Here is a 21171-nt window from a genome sequence, read left to right on the forward strand (position 1 = left end):
GATAGGGGCGGCGTACGCCATGATGAGTGCAGTTGGGGTGGATGTCGGCTGGGAAACCTCCACTTGAATGGCATCTCAGGGACTGATGAGGTTCATCTTGGCTTTATCCAAAGAGTCCTGTACAGAAGGAGGCAGGCTCGATGAATAGCGATAGAGCGAGGCAACCGCGATGTTAAAGCCGCGCACAGAAGCTTTGAAGCTTTTAGCTGCCGAAAGGAAATTACGAATGGTCTGGTTAAAGGTTGTTGCATTCACTGACGTACCATTGTAATTACGGGACGTGAGAAGCACTGCTTGCTTGGCGGTACGTAATTGTTGAAGTGCCGTGTCAATCACCATGCGAGTTGTGATGAAATTGGCATAGCTGTCCTGCACCTGCTGGGTTACCAGATAGCGGGTATCAGCTGCTTGATAATCAGCAGCCTGGGCGCGCTGGCTTAGGGATGTAGCTTGGGATGCCACAACACCACCATCTACGATTAACCAGTTAAATTTCAGACCCACACTGTTGGAGAACGTCTGGTTGTTGCTACTACCGGAGCTGCTCTCAGAACCACTTGAGGTTTGAGATTGATTGTTGGTGGTGAGTTGGCTCTGACCCATCAATGCCATGGAGGGTAAGTAGCTTTGAGCGAGAGCCTTGGAAGACCATGAAAGGCTGCTGGAATTAGCGAGGTTGTTCTGAATTTCTTCCCTGGTTAGCAATGCGTTACTGATTGTGCTTTGAAGAGAGGGAGTCCATGGGTCAACTGGCTTGAGTGGATCGGATGGGAGGCGCAATTCACCGGGGGCCAGGCTGAGCACCCGCGCCAGAGAATTGGCTGCGATAAGCTCTTGTTGGAAAATCTGGATTACTTCAATGAGCTGCTGCAGTAATTGTGTTTTCAGCTGACTAATCTCCCCTGATGTATCGATAACCTCAGGTCGCATGCGCTCAGCACGTGTTAGTTGATCTTTGGTGAGCTGATAAATTTCACCGTAAAGATTGTGGAGCTCACTTGCCTCTTGCAGTGCATAATATGATTGCTGAATATCAAGGACTAGATTCCGGGTGCTGATGTCAAATAGCAATTGTTTAGAGCGGTATTCTAAGAGTTGTGATTTTAACCGGGGAGTGCGGGTGGGGTCGAGAAAGCTCCACTGCATGGTTAAGCGCGGGCTGGAATATAGCTGCTGCAGTGTTTGATGGGTGGTGGCAGAATTCGACCCAGATTGATTGTTGGTTTGTGTGCCGATTGCTAAATCCCAGGGTGCATTATTCGGCTGTGTAAAAAATAACGATGGATACCACTCGCGCCGAATTGCTGTGGTGCTCGATTGGGAGGCGGCTATCTCGGCGTAGTTCTGGGATAAAATAGGGTTATTTGTTAGGCCAAGGCGAAGGGCTTCCTGCAGCGAAATTTTTTGTTTTCCATCTAGATCGCTGCAAACACTTCGCCAGCGCTTCTCCAATGCTTGGAGCTGATCGCTGATCGGGACCATCGGGATAGAGCGCGATGGCTGCGTAAAACTGCTTTGCCCTTGGGCTGAAAGGGGTGGAATGGCTAGCACTGCAGGCAGCACGAGCAGTCGGAACAGGGCTTTCACGTTGATTGGTTGACTTGGATGGATCACAGCGTTAAGTCATCGCATGCGCCTGCAGCTGCGATGACCTCTAATCAAACGCGCCGCATGACCCACCATGTTTAGGATTCGATAATTACCATAGAGCATTTTATCGGGATTTCCACTGTTCGGTAGTCGATCAGTCAAGGTCAAGCACAAAATCCCGGTTGAGGAAGGAGAATGCCCCTCCCAGAAAATTGGTGGTTTAAGGATAGGTCTGCCCACATCACTGAAAGGCTAACGAATAATTAATCTGGAGTTTCTGAAATTTATTTTAGCCTGAGTTGTCTCTATCAATTAACATCTAAGGCGAGAAATCAATTCTCGCTATGTTAAGTAACTGATGGTTGTGCTGATATCATAGCAAGCTATGCTTTCTGGACCTTGGGTAAAGGGGTGCGAAGCAGTGTTTCTAGCCGTTTGACTTGATCATTTTCATGAAGGAAGTGCGAGTGTGCCGGGGCTGGACCTATGGAAGTAAGGTACTGCATAAAAGATGAGCTTTGGTTGATTCCCCATTTTGGAGCATCCACAACAAAAGCATTTTTCTCCTGATCAGTGGGATGCATGCCTGGGGTAAAGTTTCCCACGCGTCTGCCTACGCTCAGAAAATAGCCGCTGATATCTGCGGCTGGGTTGCGCTGCTCTCCTGGCTTGGCTGCCCAGATAAAGTAAAGCTCAAGATTCTTATTCGTGTTGTTGTAGAAACCATGCAAGTAATAATGGGGGCCATAATAGAGGCTGTTATCCTTGCTGTTTATGGTCTGCGCTTTGGCTCCGGGGAAGGATGAAGAATTGGGGATTTCTTTGATTGTTGAATAAGCCTTGTTGGGATCGCAGAAGATAGTAATTCCGCCTTTAGGAAAATAGAACCATTCATCAGTGAGTGTGTGAATGTGAGGAATGGGGCCCGCTCCAGGTGGGATAATTGCTTTGGAGACGGTAAAGCGCCCGTTAGTATCTTTCCCAGTCCTCAAAAAGGTAAAGTGCTCACCTGCTGGGCCTAATATTTTTGGCGGATCGGAAAGTTGCTGAAACGCTGGAAGTTTGTAATGAAGTGTCTCGGCATGGGCCTCGCTCGGCATCCATGTCAGAGCGGCAACCAAGACGCTAACGCAAACGGCGAAAATCCAATTCATGGTTTAGCAATTGCTAGCATCATTCTCGCACAGCATTTGCGGCATCACGGCCTTTAAAAGCACATTCTTGATCAATATGTCCATCGGGAGCACCGGAAACACCAATACTTCCAATTAAGAGTGTGTTGGCAAAAAGACCGACTCCACCGATGTTGAAAGTGATCCCCTTAATGGGTATTGGCGGAAGTGCCCAGTCTCCAATTCCCTGACGGTGTTGCTTTTCAAAAACCTCAATTATATCGGCTGTCGAATACGTTTTTAAGATGGGACCAAGTGTAATTGTTGTGTAGGCTTTGTTAAAGCTGTGTTCAACTGTGTGCGGTGTTGCACGATCCCCGCGGAGTACGGCGACAATGGAACCCTCTTGATTGACGACTGTGGCGGTAACGCCGTACCCCTTTTGTCTACAGGTTTCGACGGCGACATCCACGGCGCGTAAGGCCGCGCGTGCTGACAGGCTGGCTGGAATGGGCGCCGCTGCCTGGAGAGGGCTCATGCTTAATCCCACAAAGCTGCCCAACCCTAGAAGTATGGCTGCTAAGCTCGATCGGACCATGCCGTGTCTCATGCGGGTTCAAATCTCATGAATTAATTCTCGCCGAAAACAATGGATTTTGCAACTTTTATTCGAAAATGACCCGCAAGGTTTTTATTAGGCAGAAGGTTGTCTGCACTATGGCTTTTTGGTGATGCGTAAGGTGAGAGGCCAGGTGATTGTTTTCTCTTGGCTTGCCTCTCCCCAGGCTGTGTCAAGCTCCTCACGAATACTTTCCAGGGGATCCTGATATTGAGCCTGCTGCAAATAGCCACTGGCCGACCAGCTGCGAAGGTAGCCTTTCAGGTGAGCCAGTGTCCAATTCTCTTGAATGGCGAGAGGTGTTGCTCTCAATTCGGCTAGATTAAGCTCCTTAAATGGTAGCTGTATCGAGCGATAGCAGTCGTCCACAAGGGCCCGTTGTGGTGGCCAGTATGGACCGACGATATTGCGATAATAGTGTTGAATTATTTGGTTGATGGAGTTTTTTTGGCTCATTAGCAGGCTGTATGTCCATATTGCCAGGATGCCACCAGGCTTTAAAACCCGTTCACATTCCTGAAAAAAAGCATCTAACGGAAACCAGTGAAGGGCTTGGGCCACTGTGATAGCATCCACGCTACGACTGGCTAGACCACTGGCTTCTGCAGGAGCCACACGATAGGCAACCTTCCAATGTGGTTCACTCTGTTCGAGTTGGGCGGCACTGGCATCAGTTGCGGTCACCCTTTCAAAGAACCCAGCGAGTGCAACGGCCGCCTGACCACTCCCGGTCGCGCAATCCCAAGCATGCTGGTGTTCCGAGGTTGCCTCGGTGATCAGTTCAAAAAGTCGCTGAGGGTATTTGGGGCGAAATTCGCCATAGTATTGAGCTACATTTTTGAAGTGATCTGTCACTATCTCATTAGCAATCAATCTCTTAAGACTAGCCTGCCATCAGCTTTCTGCCGATCTGCCCGATTGCCTGATTATTGGGGCATTGATGGACCTCCCCTTGCGCACTTGTCGAGTGTGATTTCTGCGACGTTCCATTTTCATGGCGGTGACCATGTTTGATCTTTGCAAGGTGGGAAGACCTTTGGCTATGAAATCCCTTTGGTGCTGGGTTCTGCTCGCCGCCGAGATGCAAATGTCATCAGGCCCTGACCAATCTGGTGTCAATGTGTGAAGCGTGTGTGCCAGAGATTTTTTTTCGTTAAATTTTAACTGAGTCAGTTTTTTTGTAGAATCATGAGCCGCTTTCCTTTAGCTTTTCATCGCATTGCGATGGGTGGAGTTTTTGGAGTCTTGATGGCTTCAGCAGCATCTGTATCCCCTGCTCCTGCGGCTGACCTTCCGGCTCAGAAATACATTCCATCGGCTATTGCGGTTAAATTTGCTGAGGCGGCTATTCAGGCATGCCGAGCTGAAGGCTACGGTGTCACTGCCGTTGTGGTGAATACCGAAGGTAATGTGATCGTTCAAATTCGGGGCGATGGAGCGCGCGTTCAGACTGTGGAGACTGCTCGCAATAAAGCTTACTCAGCCGTGACATTAGCTGCTAATCATAACCTTGATCTCACATCAGGTATTCTTGCATCGATGCAGGCCAAGGGCGCTGTTGGTGTTGGGGCTTGGCCCATGCCACCCGCTCCAAGTACCAATATTACCCTTTTTGCTGGTGGCGTAAATCTGAGATCCAATGGCGAAATTGTCGGTGCTCTTGGTGTTTCAGGCACTCCCAATGGAAAGCTTGATGAAGGTTGCGCATTGAAGGCTCGTGATGCCATGAGCGGCCAACTTTAGGCTCTTTGTTGGTTCTTAGATTTTAACAACCAGGTTTCTTGCCCTTTTAAATTGTTGATTTGATTGGGCTCTACCTTTTTTTAATCACTCCTCACCATTCTTTCAAAATGCAACGTCGCGATTTGCTGAGAGCTGGTTTGGCAGCTGGTTTAGCTGTTGGTGTCACTGGACAACAGGCCAACGCGCAAGCACCAGTTTCTCAGAAGGCCAAGCCGTCCTTCATCGGTGGTAAGGGTTCTTTTTGGCCAGATGGCATACGTATGCCTGTATCCTTATCAGTGATGTTTGAATCTGGCAGCCAGCCGCGTTTCAATCCTCCAACACCCTTTAATAATTTTGTTCCTCCAGAGGGTATTTATGATATGCCCACAATTTCTTGGTATCGCTATGGCGTAACGGAAGGAATTCCTAGAGCTCTTGACATGTTTGATCGTCTTGGTCTCAAGATGACCTCACACATGTCTGGTTTATCCGTTGAGCTGTATCCAGCTACTGCAAAGGAGATCGTCCAGAGAGGCCATGAAGCCGCTGCCCATGGCTGGGATTGGTCAACTGAATCAACAATGAATGATGAGCAGGAAAGGGCATTTATTCAGAAGAATGTTGATATCATTCAAAAGGTTACTGGACAAAGGGCTGTTGGTTATAATGCACCTGGGTTAAGAGGCTCTAAGAATATTCTTCAAAACCTTCATTCTTTAGGCTTTAAATACTATATTGATGACGTCAGTCGTGACGAGCCGTTTATTGTTGATATAGACGCTAGGCGAGAGATAGCAGTCGTCCCTTATGCTGTTTATCTTAACGACATCAGAGCTTATGAGGCCCGAAGCTTTGCCGATGCTGATTTTCTCGATGTGATGAAGCGTTCCTTTGATCGTCTTTATAAAGAGTCTTCAGCCCAGCGACGTATGTTAGCGATTACAATGCACGATCGGCTGTTGCGCCCTGAGCATGTAGAGACAATCGAAGAACTCCTTCTCTATACGCTTAAAAAGCCAGGGGTAAGTTACATGAAGAAGGTCGACATTGCTGATTATATTTTTAAAGCGCCAAATGCAATCCGTGAGCCTATAGGTGTTGTATATCCCACGATCCCAGGCCTGTATACTTGATTGCGTGATACTATTTACCCCTTTGGGGTAGAATGTGTTTCTCGGTTCACTCTCTTTGGTGGCTAGCTGCTGCTCTAGTTTTCTTTTTTATGATTGACAAATTCAAGTATGAATTAGCCGCCACAAGCATTTAATCTTCTTTTGCCAGTTCTGTATTAAGCTTCTATCGATATTGACCTAATTTTCTTACCTGCTAAATTTCAAACTCTGTTATCGTACCGTCTTGAATCGCTACAAGTAGCTTCTTGCCGTCTGGGGAGAAGCTGCAACTCAGAATATGTTTCTGTGTAAGTTTTATTTTCGCTAGTTCTTTTCCCTCTAGTGACCATAGGCGAACAGTACCGTCGTCCCCAACTGAAGCAAGAACTCCCGCTTTATTGAGTGCTATTCCATTGATCCAGCCAGTTTGGCTGGCTTTGATTATTGTTTTCAGAATTGGTGCATTGCGTGAATCCTGTAGTTCCCAAACTTTAATTGTTCCGTCGAATCCAGTTGTTATGACAAGCTGCTCATTTGGGCTAAATATGACATCATTTAAGCGACCTTGATTAGTTTCAAATATTTGTAGTACTTCACCTGACGTCGACATGAGAGTGACGGTGCTGATATCTTGCGTTGACGCAACGATTTTTCTACCATTCGCTATCGCAAGGTGACGTGAAACTCCAGGTTGTGCAATGCGCTTTTTGAGTTGGCCTCCATTGCTCCAGAACCGTATCCATCCATCATCCGAGGTTGTGACCAAGCCCTCTCTTTCAGGAAGAAGCTCTACATCGGTCACTCCCGATAAATGCGGTTGATAGATCTTCGGTTCTGCCCCTTTGATTGACCAACGTGTTGCTTGCCCGTTGTAGGCCGCCGTTAGTATGGTGCTTTTATCAGGCTCTAGTCGTCCGTTAAACAGCATTGCTGGAGGATCTTGATTGAATTGTTTAATTTGTAGGCCAGGCTTAGCCCATACTTTGGCAGTGCCATCGGAGGCTGTTGTAATGAATACTTCGCTGGTTGGAGAGTATTGAACTTGAATCAGGGACTCTCCCTTGAGGCTATGGGCTTGAAAACTTTGCCTTTGTGTCAGAGTGGAATTTTGCTGGGCTAGGCAAACATCGCTGCTGGTTGCTATGGATAGGACCAGCAACATAAACCTCTTTGGAAATTTGTTCATTATTTTTTTATGGTGTTTAGGGATTAGGCGTTATTCCTAGTAGCCACAGTTCTCCCTGACTTCCAACAACGGCGGCAAATTTTCCTGATGCTGAGCAGTCAACCTTTGTTAGTCGCGAACTGTCACTGAGTTTCAGTACAGCCAATTCCTTTCCCTTTTCTGACCACTCTTTGATCACGCCATCATCTCCGACGGTAAGCAATGGTCCATTTTTATTTTTGCAAAATATTCCTCCATTAGCCCATCCTTTGCTTGAGGCCTTGACTCGTGACAGCTGACTTCCATCTTTGCTCCATATGGTAACCGTGCCATCAATGCCAGCAGCAGCTATCTTTTCTCCATCACCACTTATTGATAGTTGGTTTATCCGTCCGTGCGGCGTTTGAACGGTCTTGACCATTTTTGGCCTGGCATAGTTTCCTAGCGCTACTAGGTGTAGCGTGCCACTATCAGAGGCTCCTGCAATCAGGTTGTTTTGCCCAGAAACTGCTAGTTGCCGCGCAGTACCTGGGTAAATATCACTCCAGATCGGCGAACCATTTCCATTTCGCATGACAATTTGTCCATCATCAGAGCTGCTTACAAAACTGCCATCGTTCCCAACGAACCTGGCATCTGCAACTGCGGCTTTATGAATGGCTAGTGTTTTCACTAGGATTCCGTATTTGTTCCATATACTTATTGTTCCGTTGTAGCTTGTGGTTATAAACTTGCTCCCTAATTTGTTGAAATGGGCGTTGAACATCGGTGGGCGTTCCCCTTCCATGATTGCTCCTGGTTTCCCCTCTAGTGACCATAGTTGGGCGACGCCACCACCACTTGCTGTGAGAAGTTGTTCGCCATTTGGCGAAAATTCCACATTTTGAAGCAGTACTGGTGCCGCTTTCCATTCCCTGATCAGCGTGATTTTCGCCTGCGCAGCTTTGGGAAGGCCTGCAAGTAGGAAGCAGGAGCCCAACAGGAAGGCGATTTGTTGAGTATCATTTCTCGGTTTCTCTCGCTTGTTTTTGCCGATATTCATCTTTCTCAGTTTGCAATTCTTTCAAACAGTACAACTTGGTCAACTCCCTGTTGGCCGGCCCAGATTTTATTTTCGATTCCATTCATTTGTAGAGTCTGTATATTTTGTTTGTTGCCAGGAAATATCGTAAATGATTCGGTAATTGGATTAAACTGTAGGATTGAATTTGTTCCAAAATCGGAGCTCCAGACTTTTCCCTTATTGTCCACAAATGTTGAGTAGCCTCTTGGGCCTAGGCCTGGTAGTTTGTAGGTACTCCATTTGTTTGTACCCGGTGAATACTTCCTCAGTACACCATCCCCCCAGGTCGTTACCCACAAATTTCCATGGCTATCTGACCAAATTCGACGCGAACCATTAGCTTTCGAGTCAGGGATTGGAACCACTTTGGCTATCCCGCTTTGTAGATCAATCTTTGCAATGTGGTTGCCAGCTAAATTAGTATACCAGACCTCTCCGTTGGGTGTAGTCGTAATACCGTAGGGGCCAAATCCTCCTGGTGATTTATATATTTTAATTTGACCTGTTTTGGGGTCGAGCCTTCCATGATACCCGTTTTGGGCCGTGAACCATAGGATTCCATCCTTGTCAAAAGTTGGTGTGTTTAGATTCCCATAGCCCATTGATTCAGGGAATTTTGGTAGCTTGTATGTCTTGATTTCATGAGTATTTCTATCAAATCTACGAATTGCATTTGACTCGTCACAAATCCAAAGCCCTCCATCCGGTCCAAGAACAATACCGTGAGGATGGGACCCCTCGCCTAGAGGATAGAGGGTTACGGTTTTGCTTACTGGATTTAGATGGCCAACAGTTCCTGACCACTGCCCGTTGAACCATACAGAACCATCTGGATCAGGTGCTACATCTCGTGTTCCGATTCCTGCGGGAGTCGTAAATATGCTGACTTTGTAATTATCAGCATCGTTACCAATAGCTGCTGATGAATTAAGTTGGATGCTTGGGTATGTCTTCCCCTGAACAGGTGTTGCCCAAGCCTGTCCCGCATTTCCAAGGCATGTGAGGGCTCCAACGCCAATAGAGATCATGTATTTTTTCCAGGTGAATTTTTTGCCTCCTTTCAAACCTCCTTCACTTTTTATTTGTGCGTTTGCTTTCTTGTCCATTTTGTATTTGAGGTTTGTTTTGTTTCGATTGATTGTGTTGGCGTTAGTTGCACCCAATTGCGCTTAACCTGTACGAAAATCCCTTGGATTTTGGATAGAGATGAAAGTTTTCTAGAATTTTTACGTTAAAGGCGACCAGTGTTTTTCCGTCGTTGTTCACCTTAAGCGGGCCCCAGGTAATTGGCCTCGTTGTATCTGGCGTAAAGATTGGCGCTCCACTTTCATAGATTGAATCGTCGTTATAGCGAGAGACGAGCTGCGTTGGATAGCTTGCGCTATCAGTTGTCAGTGGTGTTAGCGTTATTGTGATTGACTTTATTGGGCTTCCTACAAGGAAAAATGTATTTCCATGGGATTTCTCTCCTAGTGTTGGCGCTATGGTTTCTTGAATTTTGTAGCCAGTTCCTTGGGAGACCTGAGGTTTTAAGGGTGAGCAGTTGGCTGCGGCCATGCTAGGTGCCACCACTCCGATCAGCGTTGTGGCTAAAATATTGCTTATGCCTTGATTTGTAACTTTCCATTTTAAGTTGATTCCCATAAATCTGTATCTATGTTACGTATTATTCTACGCCTCGATCTTTTGCTCTGCACTATGTGTTACTTTTCTTATTGTTTGCCAGGCGTTTGCTGCTGTCTGCTGTCCTATTCTAATCGCTTTCCCCTGCGAACCTTTTAATAGTTCTATGGTTTCGCCATTTTGCTGAACCCTTATTGTTTTCCATTGTTTATGCATTAAGTCATCTTTTTTCCTCGGCTGGGGCAAAGACTCTTTCAACCACCAATACTCATTGATGCCGTGCTCTTGGGCCAGGGTGCAGAGGACCACATTTGCTACGTTATCGAGCAGTATTGGGCACTGATTGGTACTTGTATCGAGTTGTTATTGGTGAAGACGGATCACCCCTCTCAACCGATGGGGGCACCCGAATTGGTGATCCCGCCATGCTCCAGGCTCCCTTTACTCAGAGACTGGGGTCAGCACGAGTTTGATCTGTTACTGCTAACGGCTTGGCTTTTACAAACTTACATGTCCTGGCACTTTGGTGCCCAGGCCATGGTAATCTCCGATAGCCCCAGAATCTGATCACTGCAATATTCATAATCAGTGACGCCTGTTCGCTTCAGATGTGAACTGTGTTAGCTTAATCTATGTCCCTTAATTTAGTCCTCGCCATGTCGCTTCCCCTACCACCGGCTATTGAACATCCTGCTCTCAAGCATCCGGCTGGATCAGACTCGTTGGTGTTCACTTCTCCATTTCCCGCTTCCTGCCAATCCCTCATCACAATAACAGCAGGACCTATAGCGAAACGTCAACTGGCTCCAACAGGAAAACTGCGGGTAGTGATCAATTCTGGAAATTATGTTTTAACAAATAAATCCAAGGGCAAGATTTCAGGAATTTCACTCCAAATCACCAACCTGCTTGCCAAGCAACTTGGAGCATCCATTCAAAGCTACCTTGTTCCGTCTGCAGGTCTTGCCTACCAGATCGTCGCCAGCGGAAGGGCCGATATTGGTTTCTTCGGCATTGCCCCACAAAGAGCAGACGGTTCAAAACAAGCGGGCGCCGAGGATGGCGTTAGCTTTAGTAACCCATATATTTCAATTCTGGGATCGTATGTGGTTAAGAAGAACTCTCCCATTACCAAAAATTCACAGGTAGATCAGCCAGGGAATGTGATCGTTGTGGGCAAAAATAGCGTTTACAATCTCTGGCTTGATCGGCATATCCGATACGCCTCGATCGTTCAGGCTCCCACCTCCCCGCTGGTGTCGCCCTACCTTCTCAGGCACGAATATATGATTGGGGCAGGCATCCGAAACCAATTGGAGAGTGATGCTTCAAAATACAAAAATTTACGCGTTTTGGATGGGCACTTCATGATAATTAAGCAAGCCATTGCTACCCCTAATAAGCATAGACAGTCAATCCCCTATCTCAATCAATTCATTTCTGATCTTCATCGTAGTGGCTGCTTGTCTGGACTGGCAAAAAGCAACAATATTACCGGGTATTCCATACCCTATTGAATTAGGGATGCCCTGCGAACCCATTCCTTAGAGTGATTGCATCTAAGCATGCTCTGCGACTGAGCCGATGGATTCTTTGTTAATTTGAGTCTCTACCTGTGCTGCCATTTTGATGGTGGGGTTGACCCGGTTTTGTGAGAGTTCTGTTTGGTGCGCAGTGTGCTCGGGTCCGCTACTGCGATCTATCCAGATTGCTGCCTGGTTAGCCTGAGTTTCTTGATTGTCCTTAGCTTGCTGGCCATCGCCCAATGGCATGGAAGAGAAATCATGCCCTCCTAACCACCCCAGCCCTTCGGTGCAGTTCGGCGGCTTGCTGTTTGGCATCGCAGCACGGGTGAATGTCGGTTGCTTCATCGGACGTGACATGATGCCCCTTACTCCTTAAGGGGCAATGGGAGGGATAGTTTTGCAGCAGCTCCTTGTCCCCGATCTGTCGATTGTTTTAGGAGGCTGATAACGCAGGGAGCTCCTTGCCCGCTCCTCAATCAACCCCTCAATCAACCCGCCCCGCTCTCGAACCGAGCCTCCAACACCTCAAACCCCTGCAGCAACTGCCTGCAAGTGATCTAGATCAAAAAGCCGGCTAACGGATTTGAACCGATGGCCTTCGCTTTACAAAAGCGCTGCTCTACCACTGAGCTAAGCCGGCCTGGACTGATGTCCAGGGCCAATCTTACCTTTCCCCTAGGGCCCACAAAAGCAGTTGGGTGCGGCTGTTGCAGCTGGTTTTGGCCAGCAGTTGGGAGATGTGGCTTTCTACCGTGCGCGGACTCACCACCAGCAGGGCCGCAATCCCCTTATTGCTGTAGCCCCGGCGCAGCTCCGCCAGAACCCTTTCCTCAGCTGGGGTGAATGGGGTATGGACAACAGGCGTAAAGGCCATAAATGGGCTGCATTGGCACCCCCAGGGTTCCCACTCACTAGGGGCTGATCTCAGCCCCACTGATTGGCTGCTCCGCCTCTGGAGCAGTGGCAATCACCTTGGCCCTGCGGATTGGCAGGTTGGCCACCAGGGCCGTCACCCGGTCCTCGGTTTCCAGGGTCACATCGCCCTCCTCTAAGTCGATTTCCACGTAGCGGCTCACCACCTCCAGGATCTCCCGCCGCATCTGTTGCAGCAGCTCCGGGTTTAGGTCGCTGCGGTCGTGGGCTAGCACCAGTTGCAGCCGCTGTTTGGCGGTGTTAGCGCTGGCCGGCTGACGGCCCAGCAGCTTATTGATTGCGTCGCGCAGGGTCATCGGCTCAGAAGATCTTGGTTTGCATCAGGCGGCCGAGCTTTGCCCTCAGGCCCTGGCGCTCCTTACTTGGATCCAGCAGGGGCACTTCCTCGCCCAACAGCCTTCTCGCCACATTGGCGTAGGCCCGGGCGGCGGGGGAATTGCCGTTGTTGAGGGTGAGCGGTTCGCCCCGGTTGGTGCTCACAATCACCTGCTCGTCCTCGAGCACCAATCCCAAAAGGGGTAGGGCCAGGATGTCGGTGACATCGCTCACCGTCAGCATTTCTTGGTTTGCCATCATCTTTGGTCGCACCCGGTTCAGCACCAGCTGAATCGGTTTCACCCCCTCGGTGTTGAGCAGGCCGATCACCCGGTCGGCATCGCGCACCGCCGACACCTCAGGGGTGGTCACGATGATCGCCTCCTTGGCTGCCGCCACGGCGTTCTTGAATCCGTCTTCGATGCCCGCCGGGCAATCAATCAATACGTAATCAAAGTGCTCGCCCAGCAATTTGGCGATCTTTTGCATGTCCTCGGGCTTGAGCCACTCGAGCATCCGCGGGTTGCCCGCCGGCAGCAGGGCCAGGTTTGGCTCCTGTTTGTGCTTCACCAGCGCCTGCTCCAGCCGGCAGCTGCCAGAAAGCACCTCCTGGGCCGTATAGACGATGCGATTTTCTAAGCCAAGCAGCAAATCCAGGTTCCTGAGGCCAAAGTCGGCGTCTAGAACCGCTGTTTTGGCGCCTTGCTTGGCGAGCGCAATGCCCAGGTTGGCGGTCAGCGTGGTTTTGCCCACGCCCCCCTTGCCGGAACAGATCAGAATGAAGCGGGCAGTCGCGGCGGACACGGCACGGGCTGTACTGGGCAAAGATTAAGGCCAAAACCGCTTGGAACAGTGTTCCTGTTGGCATTGCCGCAATTGCCAATGGGGCTAAAAAGGGTGGTTAACCGGGCTCAAGGCCCACCTGGAGCAGGTATGGCTGAACCCCTTTTGAACCAGCATAAGTCTCTTTTGGTGATGCCCGATGACGGCGCCCAATCGGTGGTTGACCTGATCGACCAGGCCCAGCAGGAGTTGCGGCTCAAGCAGTTCAAGCTGCAATCCGAGCAAATTGAGCAGGCCCTGCTGCGGGCCCACCAGCGCGGCGTGACCGTGCGGGTGATGCTCAATCCCCACACCTCCGGCGGCGATCGCTGGAACGACGAGGCCTTTGCCCTGCTGCAGGGCTGGGGCATCCAGGTCAGCTGGACCAGCGAAGCCTTCCCCGTAACCCACGAAAAATCGTTGGTGGTAGACCGCAGCTGTGCCCTGGTGGCCACATTCAACCTCTCCGATAAATATTTCACCCTTACCCGTGATTACGGCGTTGTCTCCCATTCACCAGCCGTGGTGGAGCAGGTGATCGCCGGCTTCGAGGCCGATTGGGATCGCCAGTTTTTCCATCCTGATCTCAACGTGGGTCTGCTGTGGAGCAGCGTCCATAGCCGGGGTCAAATGGCCCGGGTGATTGATATGGCCAACAAAAGCCTATGGATCCAGCATCCCAAATTTGTGGATGCGGTGATTCTGGAGCGCATTATTTCAGCCAGGGAAAGGGGGGTGAAGGTGCGCCTGCTCTGTGGTGGCAAGCACGGCATCTCCGATTGGGATATCTACGACACCTTCTCCGCCTACCGGATAATGGAGCGTTTTGGGGTGAAAATTAAGCGCATGAAGCACCTCAAGCACCATGCCAAATTAATTTTGGTGGATGGTATTTATGCCCAAACAGGTTCGATGAACATTGATCGCAGTGCCTTTGATGTGCGCCGGGAGCTGGGCATTGAATCCGATGCCCCCGAAGTGTTGCAACGGCTGCGGGAAATCTTTGAGGCCGATTGGGATCAGTCCAAGAAATACCAGGCGCCCGATCCCCTGGATCCCACTCTCCATGAGGAGGGCGAGCTGACGCCAGATCCCCATTTTGTGCATGAGTGATGAATTGGTAAAAGCCCCCAGCCTCAGGGAGCTTTTTTGGGGCATGCTGCAGGTGGCACTTTCCGCCTTTGGTGGCGGTCTTTCGGCCTGGAGCCAGCGCATTGTTGTGGAACAAAAGCGTTGGATGAATGATGAACAGTTTTTGGCCGGCCTTACCGTGGCTCGCCTTTTCCCGGGGCCCAACCAGATCAATATGGCCGTCTACATAGGTGCCAGTTTTAGGGGGCTATCGGGCGCGATGGCCGCCCTGGCCGGCATGTTGCTGGTGCCCTTCAGTTTTTTGATGTTGCTGGGTCTGGCCTATTTCTATCTGCATGAGCTGGCCTCTTTTACGGCCGTGCTCGCCGGAGTGGTGGCAGCTGCAGCCGGGATGGCCCTGTCAATGGGTTTCAAAATTGCCGGCCACTATCTGCGCGATAAGGTCGCCATGGTGCTTGCAGTAGGTGTTTTTGTGGCCATGTACTTTTTCCATCTTCGCCTGATTCCAGTGGTGTTAATTTCTGGCACCTTGGCGATGCTCTGGTATTGGCCCAGGGAGCATAAAAGCTGATGCAGATAATGTTTGCTGCGGCAGTTTGCGAGCCCAGGCATCTCACTGATCTCGGCAATTTAGTGTCGGTGATCTGGGATTTTCTCAGCCTTTCCCTGTTTTCCCTGGGAGGTGGCAACACGCTCCTCACCGAATACCACTACCTCAGTGTTGATAAATACTGCTGGATCACTTCCGAGCAGTTTGCCGATATTTATGCCCTCGCTGAAGCTGCCCCCGGTCCGAGTTCGATGATCGTTGGCTTGCTTGGCATGGGCGCAGCCTGGCGGGAGGGCCCCGGCTGGGGACTGCTCAGTGGCGTTGTTGCAGAAATCTCAATCCTGCTGCCATCCACCCTGTTGATGGTTGTGGCATCCCTGGGCTGGGGGCGCTTTAAGGATTCCCCTTGGCGGATCGCCTTTGAACGGGCCATGGGTCCCATAACCCTGGGCATCCTGTTTGCAGTTGGCTTCAAAATCCTCCACATCTCCGACCATTCAGCCCTTGCCTATGGGGTGTCAATCCTGGTCTGCTTTTTGATGGTGCGCACAAAAATTTCCCCCCTCTGGTTCATGGCAATTGCCGGCCTGCTGGGTGGTCTCGGCTGGATTCAGCGCTAGGGCTCTGCTATCGCGCTAGGGCTCTGCCATTTCCAGCGGCCAGCTAGGTGGGGCTGGATCAATGCGGATCACCCCATCGACCAGCCGTGCCTCCTCGGCCAGGCCATCGGGGGGCAGGCCATCCGGGCCCCGGGCCACCGCATCCGCAATTCGCAGCTGCAACGGCCGCAGCTGTAGGGCCACGATCCTTGCCTTTTGGTCGCCCTGGCAGCCCGCATGGGCCACGCCCCGCAGGCGTCCCCACACCCGCACATCGCCGCCGGCACTCACCCGCGCCCCCGGGTTCACATCGCCCAGCAGCAGTAGGGAGCCCCCCACCTGGAGGTGATCCCCCGCCCGCAGGGTGCCCTGGTGCAGGGTCAATTGCTTTTCGGCGCCTTCTACTGGTTCCTGGGTGATGGCGGCGGGCCAGGCGTTAAGGCCCAGGCTGGCTGCAGCCACCAGGGTGAGGGGATTGCTGCTGCTCAGGCCGCTAAGTCGGCGTTGATGGTTGTTGAGGCCATCCACCAGGGCCCGCAGCTCCCGCACGGTTAGGGGCCAATCGCCGGCGTGAATCTCCAGCCCTTGCGCCAAATGGGTTTCCCCTGCCGGGGCCAGCAGGCTGGCTTGGTTTAGGGCCGCTTCCGCCAGCTCCACCACACTTTTTTCAGCCCTCAGCGCCTGCTCCCTTGGCACCGCTGGCAGCAGCAGCTGCTCCGGGCGCCCTGGCCCTGCAGCTGGAATCAGCTTGGCGGCGATGGCCCCTCGATCCATCAATCCCTTAGCAATCGCCGCAACCTAGGTGCCACCTCCGCCGGATGGATCAACCAGGCCATCTGCACGTTTTCAGAGAGGCTTCGCACCAGGGCGGAGCGTTGCTCTAGGGCGGCCAGGTTTTGGCCATCCCAGAGCCTTAGGCCCCCCTTGTAGGGGTGGTAGCCCCGGCTTTCCCGCTGCTGCAGGCCGCAACTGCGCTCGGCTGAAATTCCCGCTTCTTCGGCCAATTGACCCGCCTCCGCCAGCAACTCCAGCCTCCTCTCCTGGCTCTGGTTGCTCACATCGGTGGCCTTAAGTAAGCGCCTCTCCAGCAGGCGGCGGCAGGGCTCCGCCAGTTCCTCCGGACCCTCCTCCATCCAGCGCTGCAGGTGGTAGCCGGTGCGTAGATCGTCGTTGGCAAGGAAGTCTTCTAGGTCGAGCTGCTCGGCCTGCCAGAGCCAGCGGGCCATCACCCCATCAGCCCACACCTGGCCGGGCCCCAGCCGGCGGGCCGTGGCGATCGCCTGGTTGAGCAGCCAGTTACACACCACATTCAGGCGGTGGTTGTAGACGCTGCGATACATCAAATTCCTCACCACCAGGTAGTGCTCGACGGCCATCAAGCCCTTCGGGTGCACGGCCAAGTTGCCGTCTGGGGCCAGGGTGAAGGCCGCCAGGATGCGCTCCAGATCCAGCTGGCCAAAGCTGGTGCCCGTGGTGTAGCTGTCGCGCAGCAGGTAGTCGAGGCGGTCGCAGTCGAGCTGGCTGCTCACCAGGGCCTTGATCGCACTGCAGCCGTAGTTGCCATGCTCCAGCAGGTCTGCCACCGCGTTGGCGGTGCCGCTGCCATAGGCCTCGAGCCGATCGCGCAGTGCTGGATGTTCCCGCACCAGCCTTCCAGACCAGCCCTCATGGCGCATCCCATACATCTCCTCGCCGGAGTGGCTAAGGGGGCCGTGGCCCACATCGTGCAGGAGGGCCGCCGCCAGCAGCACGCCCCGGTGCCCTTCCAATTCCGGATGCAGAGCCACCAGGTTGTTCAGGGCCAGTCGGGCCAGGTGCAGCACTCCAAGGGAATGGGTGAAGCGGCTGGCTTCGGCGCCGTGGAAGGTCAGAAATGCCGTGCCCAGTTGGCGAATGCGCCGCAGCCTTTGGAAGGGCGCCGAGTCGATCAGGTCGATGGCCAGGGCCTCAGCCGGATCACTGCGATCGAGCCGGATCGCCCCGTGCAGGGGATCGTGGTAGGTGCGCTGGCTCATCGCTTTTCTGGCAGCGATGCGATCAGCCATTCGCCGGCCTGCTCCAGCCAGGTGTCGCCTTCGCCGCCGGGGTTGAGGGGCTCTGCCTGGCTGAGCGGTAGGTCGGGCACGATCCCCTGGTTTTGGATGTCGCGGCCGCTGGGGGTCAGGTAGCGGGCCACCGTTACCGCCAGGCCGCTGCGATCTCCCAGGTTGATCAGGGTTTGGATCAGACCCTTACCAAAGGTGCGGCTGCCCATCAGGGCGCTGCGGCCATCGTCTTGGAGGGCGCCGGCCAGGATTTCACTGGCGCTGGCTGTGCCCCCATTCACCAGGGTGACCATCGGCCCTTCGTAGAGCTGACCCGTCTGGGCGACCTGGGTGGCGCTAATCCCTCCCCTGTCCTGGGTTTCCACGATGGCTTGGCCATCGAGGAAGGAATTGGCAATGTCGACCCCCGCACTCACCAGCCCCCCGGAGTTGTTGCGCAGATCAAGGATCAGCCCCTCGATGCCCTGGCCCTTCAAGCTTTCAAGGGCCTCGGCGGTCTGGCTGGGCACCAGCTCGGCGAATTGCGTGATGCGTAGGTAGCCCAGGCTGTGGCCATCTCGCTTAAGAACCCTGCTGCGCACCGGCTGGAGGTTCACCTCTTTTCTTGTGAGCTCCACTTCCCTTTCCTTCCCCTGGGGCGAGCGCAGCACCAGCAGCACCGAGCTGCCGGCGGGTCCGCGCAGGGCCCCGGCCGTTTTCTCCAGCCCCAGCTCCTCCACAACCTCCCCGTTTACCCGCAGCACTTCACTGCCGCTTTGGATCTCGGCGGCCGCAGCCGGTGAGCCATCGAGGGGGGCGATCACCACGATCTGTTGGTCGCCGGGCCGCAGCCCCAGTTGCAGGCCCACGCCACTGACCGTTCCCTGGGTGTTAGAGCGCAGGGTGGCGTACTCCCCAGGCCGGAGCAAGCGGGTGTAGGGATCCCCCAGGGGGGCGAGCATCGCTTCAATCGCTTCGTAGGCCTGGTTGGCCGTGGTGATCTGCTTTTCCAGGGCTTTTTGACGCAGCTGCTTCCAATTCACCTGCTCGAAGCGGTCTGGATCCACGTAGCTCTGGTTTACGAGCCGCCAGGCCTCCACCACCAACTGCTGTTCGTCGTTGAGGGCTGTTGCAGGTGAGGCCCAAACCACTAGGGCAAGTACTGCCGCCAGGGCGGGGGCCAGCAGCTGGGCCAGGCCCCGTGTTGCAAACAGTTGAGCGGTTGGCAGACGAAGGCGCACTGCGCTCACGTGGGCTCCTTGATGATTAGTAGACTTTGGCAACCAAACCCCCCCGCTGCATGGCGAATTCCTCACCTGCCGCAAATTCTTCGGCAGGCCAGTCGTCTCCTGTTTACGACTGGTTCAATGAACGTCTGGAGATCGGCGCGATCGCAGACGATATTTCCGCCAAATACGTGCCCCCGCACGTCAACATCTTCTATTGCCTTGGTGGCATCACCCTGGTCTGCTTCCTGATCCAGTTCGCCACTGGGTTTGCGATGACCTTCTATTACAAGCCCACCGTGGCTGAGGCCTACACCTCAGTGCAGTACCTCATGACCGACGTCAGCTTTGGCTGGCTGATCCGCTCGGTGCACCGCTGGAGTGCCTCGATGATGGTGCTGATGCTGATCCTGCACGTTTTCCGCGTGTACCTCACCGGTGGCTTCAAGCGCCCCCGGGAGCTCACCTGGATCACCGGCGTGACCATGGCCGTGATCACGGTCTCCTTCGGCGTTACCGGCTACTCCCTCCCCTGGGACCAGGTCGGCTACTGGGCCGTGAAGATCGTCAGCGGCGTGCCCGCAGCTGTGCCCGTAGTGGGCAACTTCATGGTTGAGCTGCTCCGTGGTGGCGAAAGCGTTGGCCAGTCCACCCTGACCCGCTTCTATAGCCTGCATACCTTCGTGATGCCCTGGCTACTGGCGGTGTTCATGCTCATGCACTTCCTGATGATCCGTAAGCAGGGCATTTCCGGTCCCTTGTGATCTCTGGCCTTTCCTGATCAGGATTCGCGCCTACCCTTAGCTACAGACCAGCTCCATCCCTTAAACCCTGAGTTCCCCGCTTTCGGCCTGCTGCCATGCACATCCTTAAAAAGCCCGACCTCACCGACCCCGCCCTGCGCGCCAAACTGGCCAAGGGCATGGGTCACAACTATTACGGTGAGCCCGCCTGGCCCAACGACCTCCTCTACATGTTCCCGGTGGTGATCCTCGGGACCATCGGTTGCCTAGTTGGCTTGGCCGTGCTTGATCCAGCCATGCTTGGTGACAAGGCAGATCCCTTCGCCACCCCCCTGGAGATCCTCCCTGAGTGGTACCTCTACCCGGTGTTCCAGATCCTGCGCGTAGTTCCCAACAAGCTTTTGGGAATTGCCCTGCAGACCATGGTTCCCCTGGGCCTGATGTTGATTCCCTTCATTGAGAGCTTCAACAAGTTCCAAAACCCCTTCCGCCGCCCCGTGGCGATGGCTGCCTTCCTCTTTGGCACCTTCTTCACCATCTACCTCGGCATCGGTGCTGCCATGCCCATCGACAAGTCCCTGACCCTGGGTCTGTTCTGAGTTGGGTCTGTTCTGAGTTGGGGCCTTTTCTGATTCACTGCATCCCCTTACTGACCCCTCAAGCTGGGGTCGGTGAGGGGATTTTTTTATGCAGAGATCTTGTGCCCCTGGGCCCCTGCACCAGCAGGTATGGCACCACAGCCCTGCCTGCTTGCTTAAGGGGAGGTTGTGGTGTTATGATTTTGGACTGGTCGGAAACCGGTAAAACGGATTTTTGGCTGAAGCAGACAGTTGAGGAGGCGCGAGCCGCCGATGCTGTAGGTTTTCTAAGTCGCTGAGAAGCGACGGCCACCGAGAGCTTTCTTGAAAGGGGAAGTGGAGGAGGCTGAACCTGGACAACTAAAAAGTTTAGGAACTGACGCTTTCACTGCGTCAGGTACCTAGGGAGCCTGCGCTTGAACCTTTTTTTAAAGGGTTCTAAAGGTGTTGGAGCTTAGGTGCTTGGCAGATATGCAGTGAGGGTGTGAGGTCCCGTCAAAAAGAAAAAAAGCGGGAACCCTGCATCAGTTGTTGCTTGAAGCCTTTCACGGGGTTTTGGGTAATGGTGTGCTGATGCGAACGGGACCGCGACCGGATCTGAGATTCGGGAAAGTCAAGAGGAAAGAAATTTCTGAATGCACTCTTTGAAACCTTCTGTCAGAGGAAGGGGCTCCAACTACTGTTTATACGCCAGTATAAACAATTTTTGATTATATCAAGATTAAGTGGGTGAGAAGCAAATCAAGCTGAGGTG

At 52.9% G+C, this 21171-nt stretch carries 23 protein-coding genes and 1 tRNA gene; 8 read left to right on the forward strand and 16 right to left on the reverse strand.

All coding sequences use genetic code 11. The features are described 5' to 3' along the window. Nucleotides 1–75 precede the first annotated feature (75 nt). From KBY58_RS04905 to KBY58_RS04920, 4 genes are all read right to left on the reverse strand, one after another. Nucleotides 76–1587, reverse strand: coding sequence for a TolC family protein (locus KBY58_RS04905; RefSeq protein WP_255003238.1), 1512 nt, complete (start codon nucleotides 1585–1587; stop codon nucleotides 76–78). Nucleotides 1588–1973: 386 nt separating this feature from the next. Then, on the reverse strand, nucleotides 1974–2744 hold the full coding sequence (locus tag KBY58_RS04910) for a hypothetical protein (RefSeq protein WP_254934689.1): 771 nt from the start codon (nucleotides 2742–2744) through the stop codon (nucleotides 1974–1976). 19 nt (nucleotides 2745–2763) lie between these two features. Then, nucleotides 2764–3240: a GlcG/HbpS family heme-binding protein gene (locus KBY58_RS04915; RefSeq protein ID WP_254934863.1), complete on the reverse strand. Its 477-nt coding sequence runs from the start codon at nucleotides 3238–3240 to the stop codon at nucleotides 2764–2766. 177 nt (nucleotides 3241–3417) lie between these two features. Next, on the reverse strand, nucleotides 3418–4176 hold the full coding sequence (locus tag KBY58_RS04920; protein WP_255003239.1) for a class I SAM-dependent methyltransferase: 759 nt from the start codon (nucleotides 4174–4176) through the stop codon (nucleotides 3418–3420). 333 nt (nucleotides 4177–4509) lie between these two features. Between KBY58_RS04920 and KBY58_RS04925 the strand changes: the two genes are divergently transcribed. Further along, the gene (locus tag KBY58_RS04925) at nucleotides 4510–5064 is read left to right on the forward strand and encodes a GlcG/HbpS family heme-binding protein (protein ID WP_255003240.1); all 555 of its coding nucleotides are present in this window, start codon (nucleotides 4510–4512) and stop codon (nucleotides 5062–5064) included. A 107-nt stretch (nucleotides 5065–5171) separates the two neighbouring features. Next, on the forward strand, nucleotides 5172–6179 hold the full coding sequence (locus KBY58_RS04930) for a polysaccharide deacetylase family protein (protein ID WP_255003241.1): 1008 nt from the start codon (nucleotides 5172–5174) through the stop codon (nucleotides 6177–6179). Nucleotides 6180–6372: 193 nt separating this feature from the next. On the opposite strand, the gene KBY58_RS04935 is transcribed toward KBY58_RS04930, so the two are convergent. The 4 genes from KBY58_RS04935 to KBY58_RS04950 form a co-directional block, all read right to left on the reverse strand. Next, nucleotides 6373–7344, reverse strand: a complete 972-nt coding sequence (locus tag KBY58_RS04935; protein ID WP_254934685.1) for a WD40 repeat domain-containing protein — start codon at nucleotides 7342–7344, stop codon at nucleotides 6373–6375. 16 nt (nucleotides 7345–7360) lie between these two features. Continuing rightward, a complete protein-coding gene (locus tag KBY58_RS04940; protein WP_255003243.1) occupies nucleotides 7361–8365 on the reverse strand; it encodes a WD40 repeat domain-containing protein in 1005 nt (334 codons plus the stop codon). A gap of 5 nt (nucleotides 8366–8370) precedes the next feature. Further along, complete coding sequence (locus KBY58_RS04945; RefSeq protein WP_255003244.1) at nucleotides 8371–9549, reverse strand: hydrolase; 1179 nt, start codon at nucleotides 9547–9549, stop codon at nucleotides 8371–8373. A 508-nt stretch (nucleotides 9550–10057) separates the two neighbouring features. Further along, nucleotides 10058–10318, reverse strand: coding sequence for a hypothetical protein (locus KBY58_RS04950; protein ID WP_254934682.1), 261 nt, complete (start codon nucleotides 10316–10318; stop codon nucleotides 10058–10060). Between the two features lie 347 nt (nucleotides 10319–10665). Here KBY58_RS04950 and KBY58_RS04955 point away from each other — a divergent pair, with 347 nt between their 5' ends. Beyond that, complete coding sequence (locus tag KBY58_RS04955; protein ID WP_254934681.1) at nucleotides 10666–11526, forward strand: transporter substrate-binding domain-containing protein; 861 nt, start codon at nucleotides 10666–10668, stop codon at nucleotides 11524–11526. A gap of 42 nt (nucleotides 11527–11568) precedes the next feature. On the opposite strand, the gene KBY58_RS04960 is transcribed toward KBY58_RS04955, so the two are convergent. From KBY58_RS04960 to minD, 5 genes are all read right to left on the reverse strand, one after another. Continuing rightward, nucleotides 11569–11892: a hypothetical protein gene (locus KBY58_RS04960; RefSeq protein WP_254934680.1), complete on the reverse strand. Its 324-nt coding sequence runs from the start codon at nucleotides 11890–11892 to the stop codon at nucleotides 11569–11571. Nucleotides 11893–12103: 211 nt separating this feature from the next. Beyond that, a tRNA-Thr gene (locus tag KBY58_RS04965) sits at nucleotides 12104–12175 on the reverse strand. Nucleotides 12176–12199: 24 nt separating this feature from the next. Next, nucleotides 12200–12409, reverse strand: a complete 210-nt coding sequence (locus KBY58_RS04970; protein WP_255003245.1) for a response regulator transcription factor — start codon at nucleotides 12407–12409, stop codon at nucleotides 12200–12202. A gap of 37 nt (nucleotides 12410–12446) precedes the next feature. Beyond that, a complete protein-coding gene (gene minE, locus KBY58_RS04975; protein ID WP_254934678.1) occupies nucleotides 12447–12764 on the reverse strand; it encodes a cell division topological specificity factor MinE in 318 nt (105 codons plus the stop codon). Between the two features lie 4 nt (nucleotides 12765–12768). Beyond that, entirely contained in the window at nucleotides 12769–13587 is an 819-nt protein-coding gene (gene minD / locus KBY58_RS04980; protein WP_255003246.1) for a septum site-determining protein MinD, read from the reverse strand. A gap of 129 nt (nucleotides 13588–13716) precedes the next feature. Here minD and KBY58_RS04985 point away from each other — a divergent pair, with 129 nt between their 5' ends. The 3 genes from KBY58_RS04985 to KBY58_RS04995 are packed head-to-tail and all read left to right on the forward strand — an operon-like array spanning nucleotide 13717 to nucleotide 15867. Continuing rightward, nucleotides 13717–14718, forward strand: coding sequence for a phospholipase D-like domain-containing protein (locus KBY58_RS04985; RefSeq protein WP_255003248.1), 1002 nt, complete (start codon nucleotides 13717–13719; stop codon nucleotides 14716–14718). After that, nucleotides 14711–15268 carry a chromate transporter gene (locus KBY58_RS04990; RefSeq protein WP_255003249.1) on the forward strand — a complete coding sequence of 186 codons (558 nt, stop codon included), beginning with the start codon at nucleotides 14711–14713 and terminating at the stop codon, nucleotides 15266–15268. Before KBY58_RS04985 ends, KBY58_RS04990 begins: the two co-directional genes overlap by 8 nt. Then, nucleotides 15268–15867 (forward strand): chromate transporter, encoded by a 600-nt coding sequence (locus KBY58_RS04995; RefSeq protein ID WP_255003250.1) that lies wholly within the window; start codon nucleotides 15268–15270, stop codon nucleotides 15865–15867. The genes KBY58_RS04990 and KBY58_RS04995 overlap by 1 nt, the downstream gene beginning before the upstream one ends. A gap of 15 nt (nucleotides 15868–15882) precedes the next feature. On the opposite strand, the gene minC is transcribed toward KBY58_RS04995, so the two are convergent. From minC to ctpZ, 3 genes are read right to left on the reverse strand one after another with little or no spacing between them, the layout of a single operon-like run. Continuing rightward, nucleotides 15883–16620, reverse strand: coding sequence for a septum site-determining protein MinC (gene minC, locus KBY58_RS05000; protein WP_255003251.1), 738 nt, complete (start codon nucleotides 16618–16620; stop codon nucleotides 15883–15885). Beyond that, a complete protein-coding gene (locus KBY58_RS05005; RefSeq protein WP_255003252.1) occupies nucleotides 16620–17861 on the reverse strand; it encodes an HD domain-containing protein in 1242 nt (413 codons plus the stop codon). The genes minC and KBY58_RS05005 overlap by 1 nt, the downstream gene beginning before the upstream one ends. Next, entirely contained in the window at nucleotides 17858–19111 is a 1254-nt protein-coding gene (ctpZ, locus tag KBY58_RS05010) for a carboxyl-terminal processing protease CtpZ (RefSeq protein WP_409995717.1), read from the reverse strand. The genes KBY58_RS05005 and ctpZ overlap by 4 nt, the downstream gene beginning before the upstream one ends. A 59-nt stretch (nucleotides 19112–19170) precedes the next feature. Here ctpZ and petB point away from each other — a divergent pair, with 59 nt between their 5' ends. Beyond that, complete coding sequence (gene petB, locus KBY58_RS05015) at nucleotides 19171–19860, forward strand: cytochrome b6 (RefSeq protein WP_254934672.1); 690 nt, start codon at nucleotides 19171–19173, stop codon at nucleotides 19858–19860. Between the two features lie 95 nt (nucleotides 19861–19955). Then, complete coding sequence (gene petD / locus KBY58_RS05020; protein ID WP_254934671.1) at nucleotides 19956–20438, forward strand: cytochrome b6-f complex subunit IV; 483 nt, start codon at nucleotides 19956–19958, stop codon at nucleotides 20436–20438. Nucleotides 20439–21171: the final 733 nt, after the last annotated feature.

This window comes from Cyanobium sp. HWJ4-Hawea, assembly GCF_024345815.1.
Taxonomy (GTDB): domain Bacteria; phylum Cyanobacteriota; class Cyanobacteriia; order PCC-6307; family Cyanobiaceae; genus Cyanobium_A.

Coding starts and splice junctions, on each gene's coding strand:
- KBY58_RS04910 (WP_254934689.1), bottom strand. CDS start 2,744: ATGAATTGGATTTTCGCCGTTTGCGTTAGCGTCTTGGTTGCCGCTCTG.
- KBY58_RS04915 (WP_254934863.1), bottom strand. CDS start 3,240: ATGAGCCCTCTCCAGGCAGCGGCGCCCATTCCAGCCAGCCTGTCAGCA.
- KBY58_RS04925 (WP_255003240.1), top strand. CDS start 4,510: ATGAGCCGCTTTCCTTTAGCTTTTCATCGCATTGCGATGGGTGGAGTT.
- KBY58_RS04930 (WP_255003241.1), top strand. CDS start 5,172: ATGCAACGTCGCGATTTGCTGAGAGCTGGTTTGGCAGCTGGTTTAGCT.
- KBY58_RS04935 (WP_254934685.1), bottom strand. CDS start 7,344: ATGAACAAATTTCCAAAGAGGTTTATGTTGCTGGTCCTATCCATAGCA.
- KBY58_RS04940 (WP_255003243.1), bottom strand. CDS start 8,365: ATGAATATCGGCAAAAACAAGCGAGAGAAACCGAGAAATGATACTCAA.
- KBY58_RS04955 (WP_254934681.1), top strand. CDS start 10,666: ATGTCGCTTCCCCTACCACCGGCTATTGAACATCCTGCTCTCAAGCAT.
- KBY58_RS04960 (WP_254934680.1), bottom strand. CDS start 11,892: ATGTCACGTCCGATGAAGCAACCGACATTCACCCGTGCTGCGATGCCA.
- KBY58_RS04970 (WP_255003245.1), bottom strand. CDS start 12,409: ATGGCCTTTACGCCTGTTGTCCATACCCCATTCACCCCAGCTGAGGAA.
- minE (WP_254934678.1), bottom strand. CDS start 12,764: ATGACCCTGCGCGACGCAATCAATAAGCTGCTGGGCCGTCAGCCGGCC.
- KBY58_RS04985 (WP_255003248.1), top strand. CDS start 13,717: ATGGCTGAACCCCTTTTGAACCAGCATAAGTCTCTTTTGGTGATGCCC.
- KBY58_RS04990 (WP_255003249.1), top strand. CDS start 14,711: ATGAGTGATGAATTGGTAAAAGCCCCCAGCCTCAGGGAGCTTTTTTGG.
- KBY58_RS04995 (WP_255003250.1), top strand. CDS start 15,268: ATGCAGATAATGTTTGCTGCGGCAGTTTGCGAGCCCAGGCATCTCACT.
- minC (WP_255003251.1), bottom strand. CDS start 16,620: ATGGATCGAGGGGCCATCGCCGCCAAGCTGATTCCAGCTGCAGGGCCA.
- KBY58_RS05005 (WP_255003252.1), bottom strand. CDS start 17,861: ATGAGCCAGCGCACCTACCACGATCCCCTGCACGGGGCGATCCGGCTC.
- petB (WP_254934672.1), top strand. CDS start 19,171: ATGGCGAATTCCTCACCTGCCGCAAATTCTTCGGCAGGCCAGTCGTCT.
- petD (WP_254934671.1), top strand. CDS start 19,956: ATGCACATCCTTAAAAAGCCCGACCTCACCGACCCCGCCCTGCGCGCC.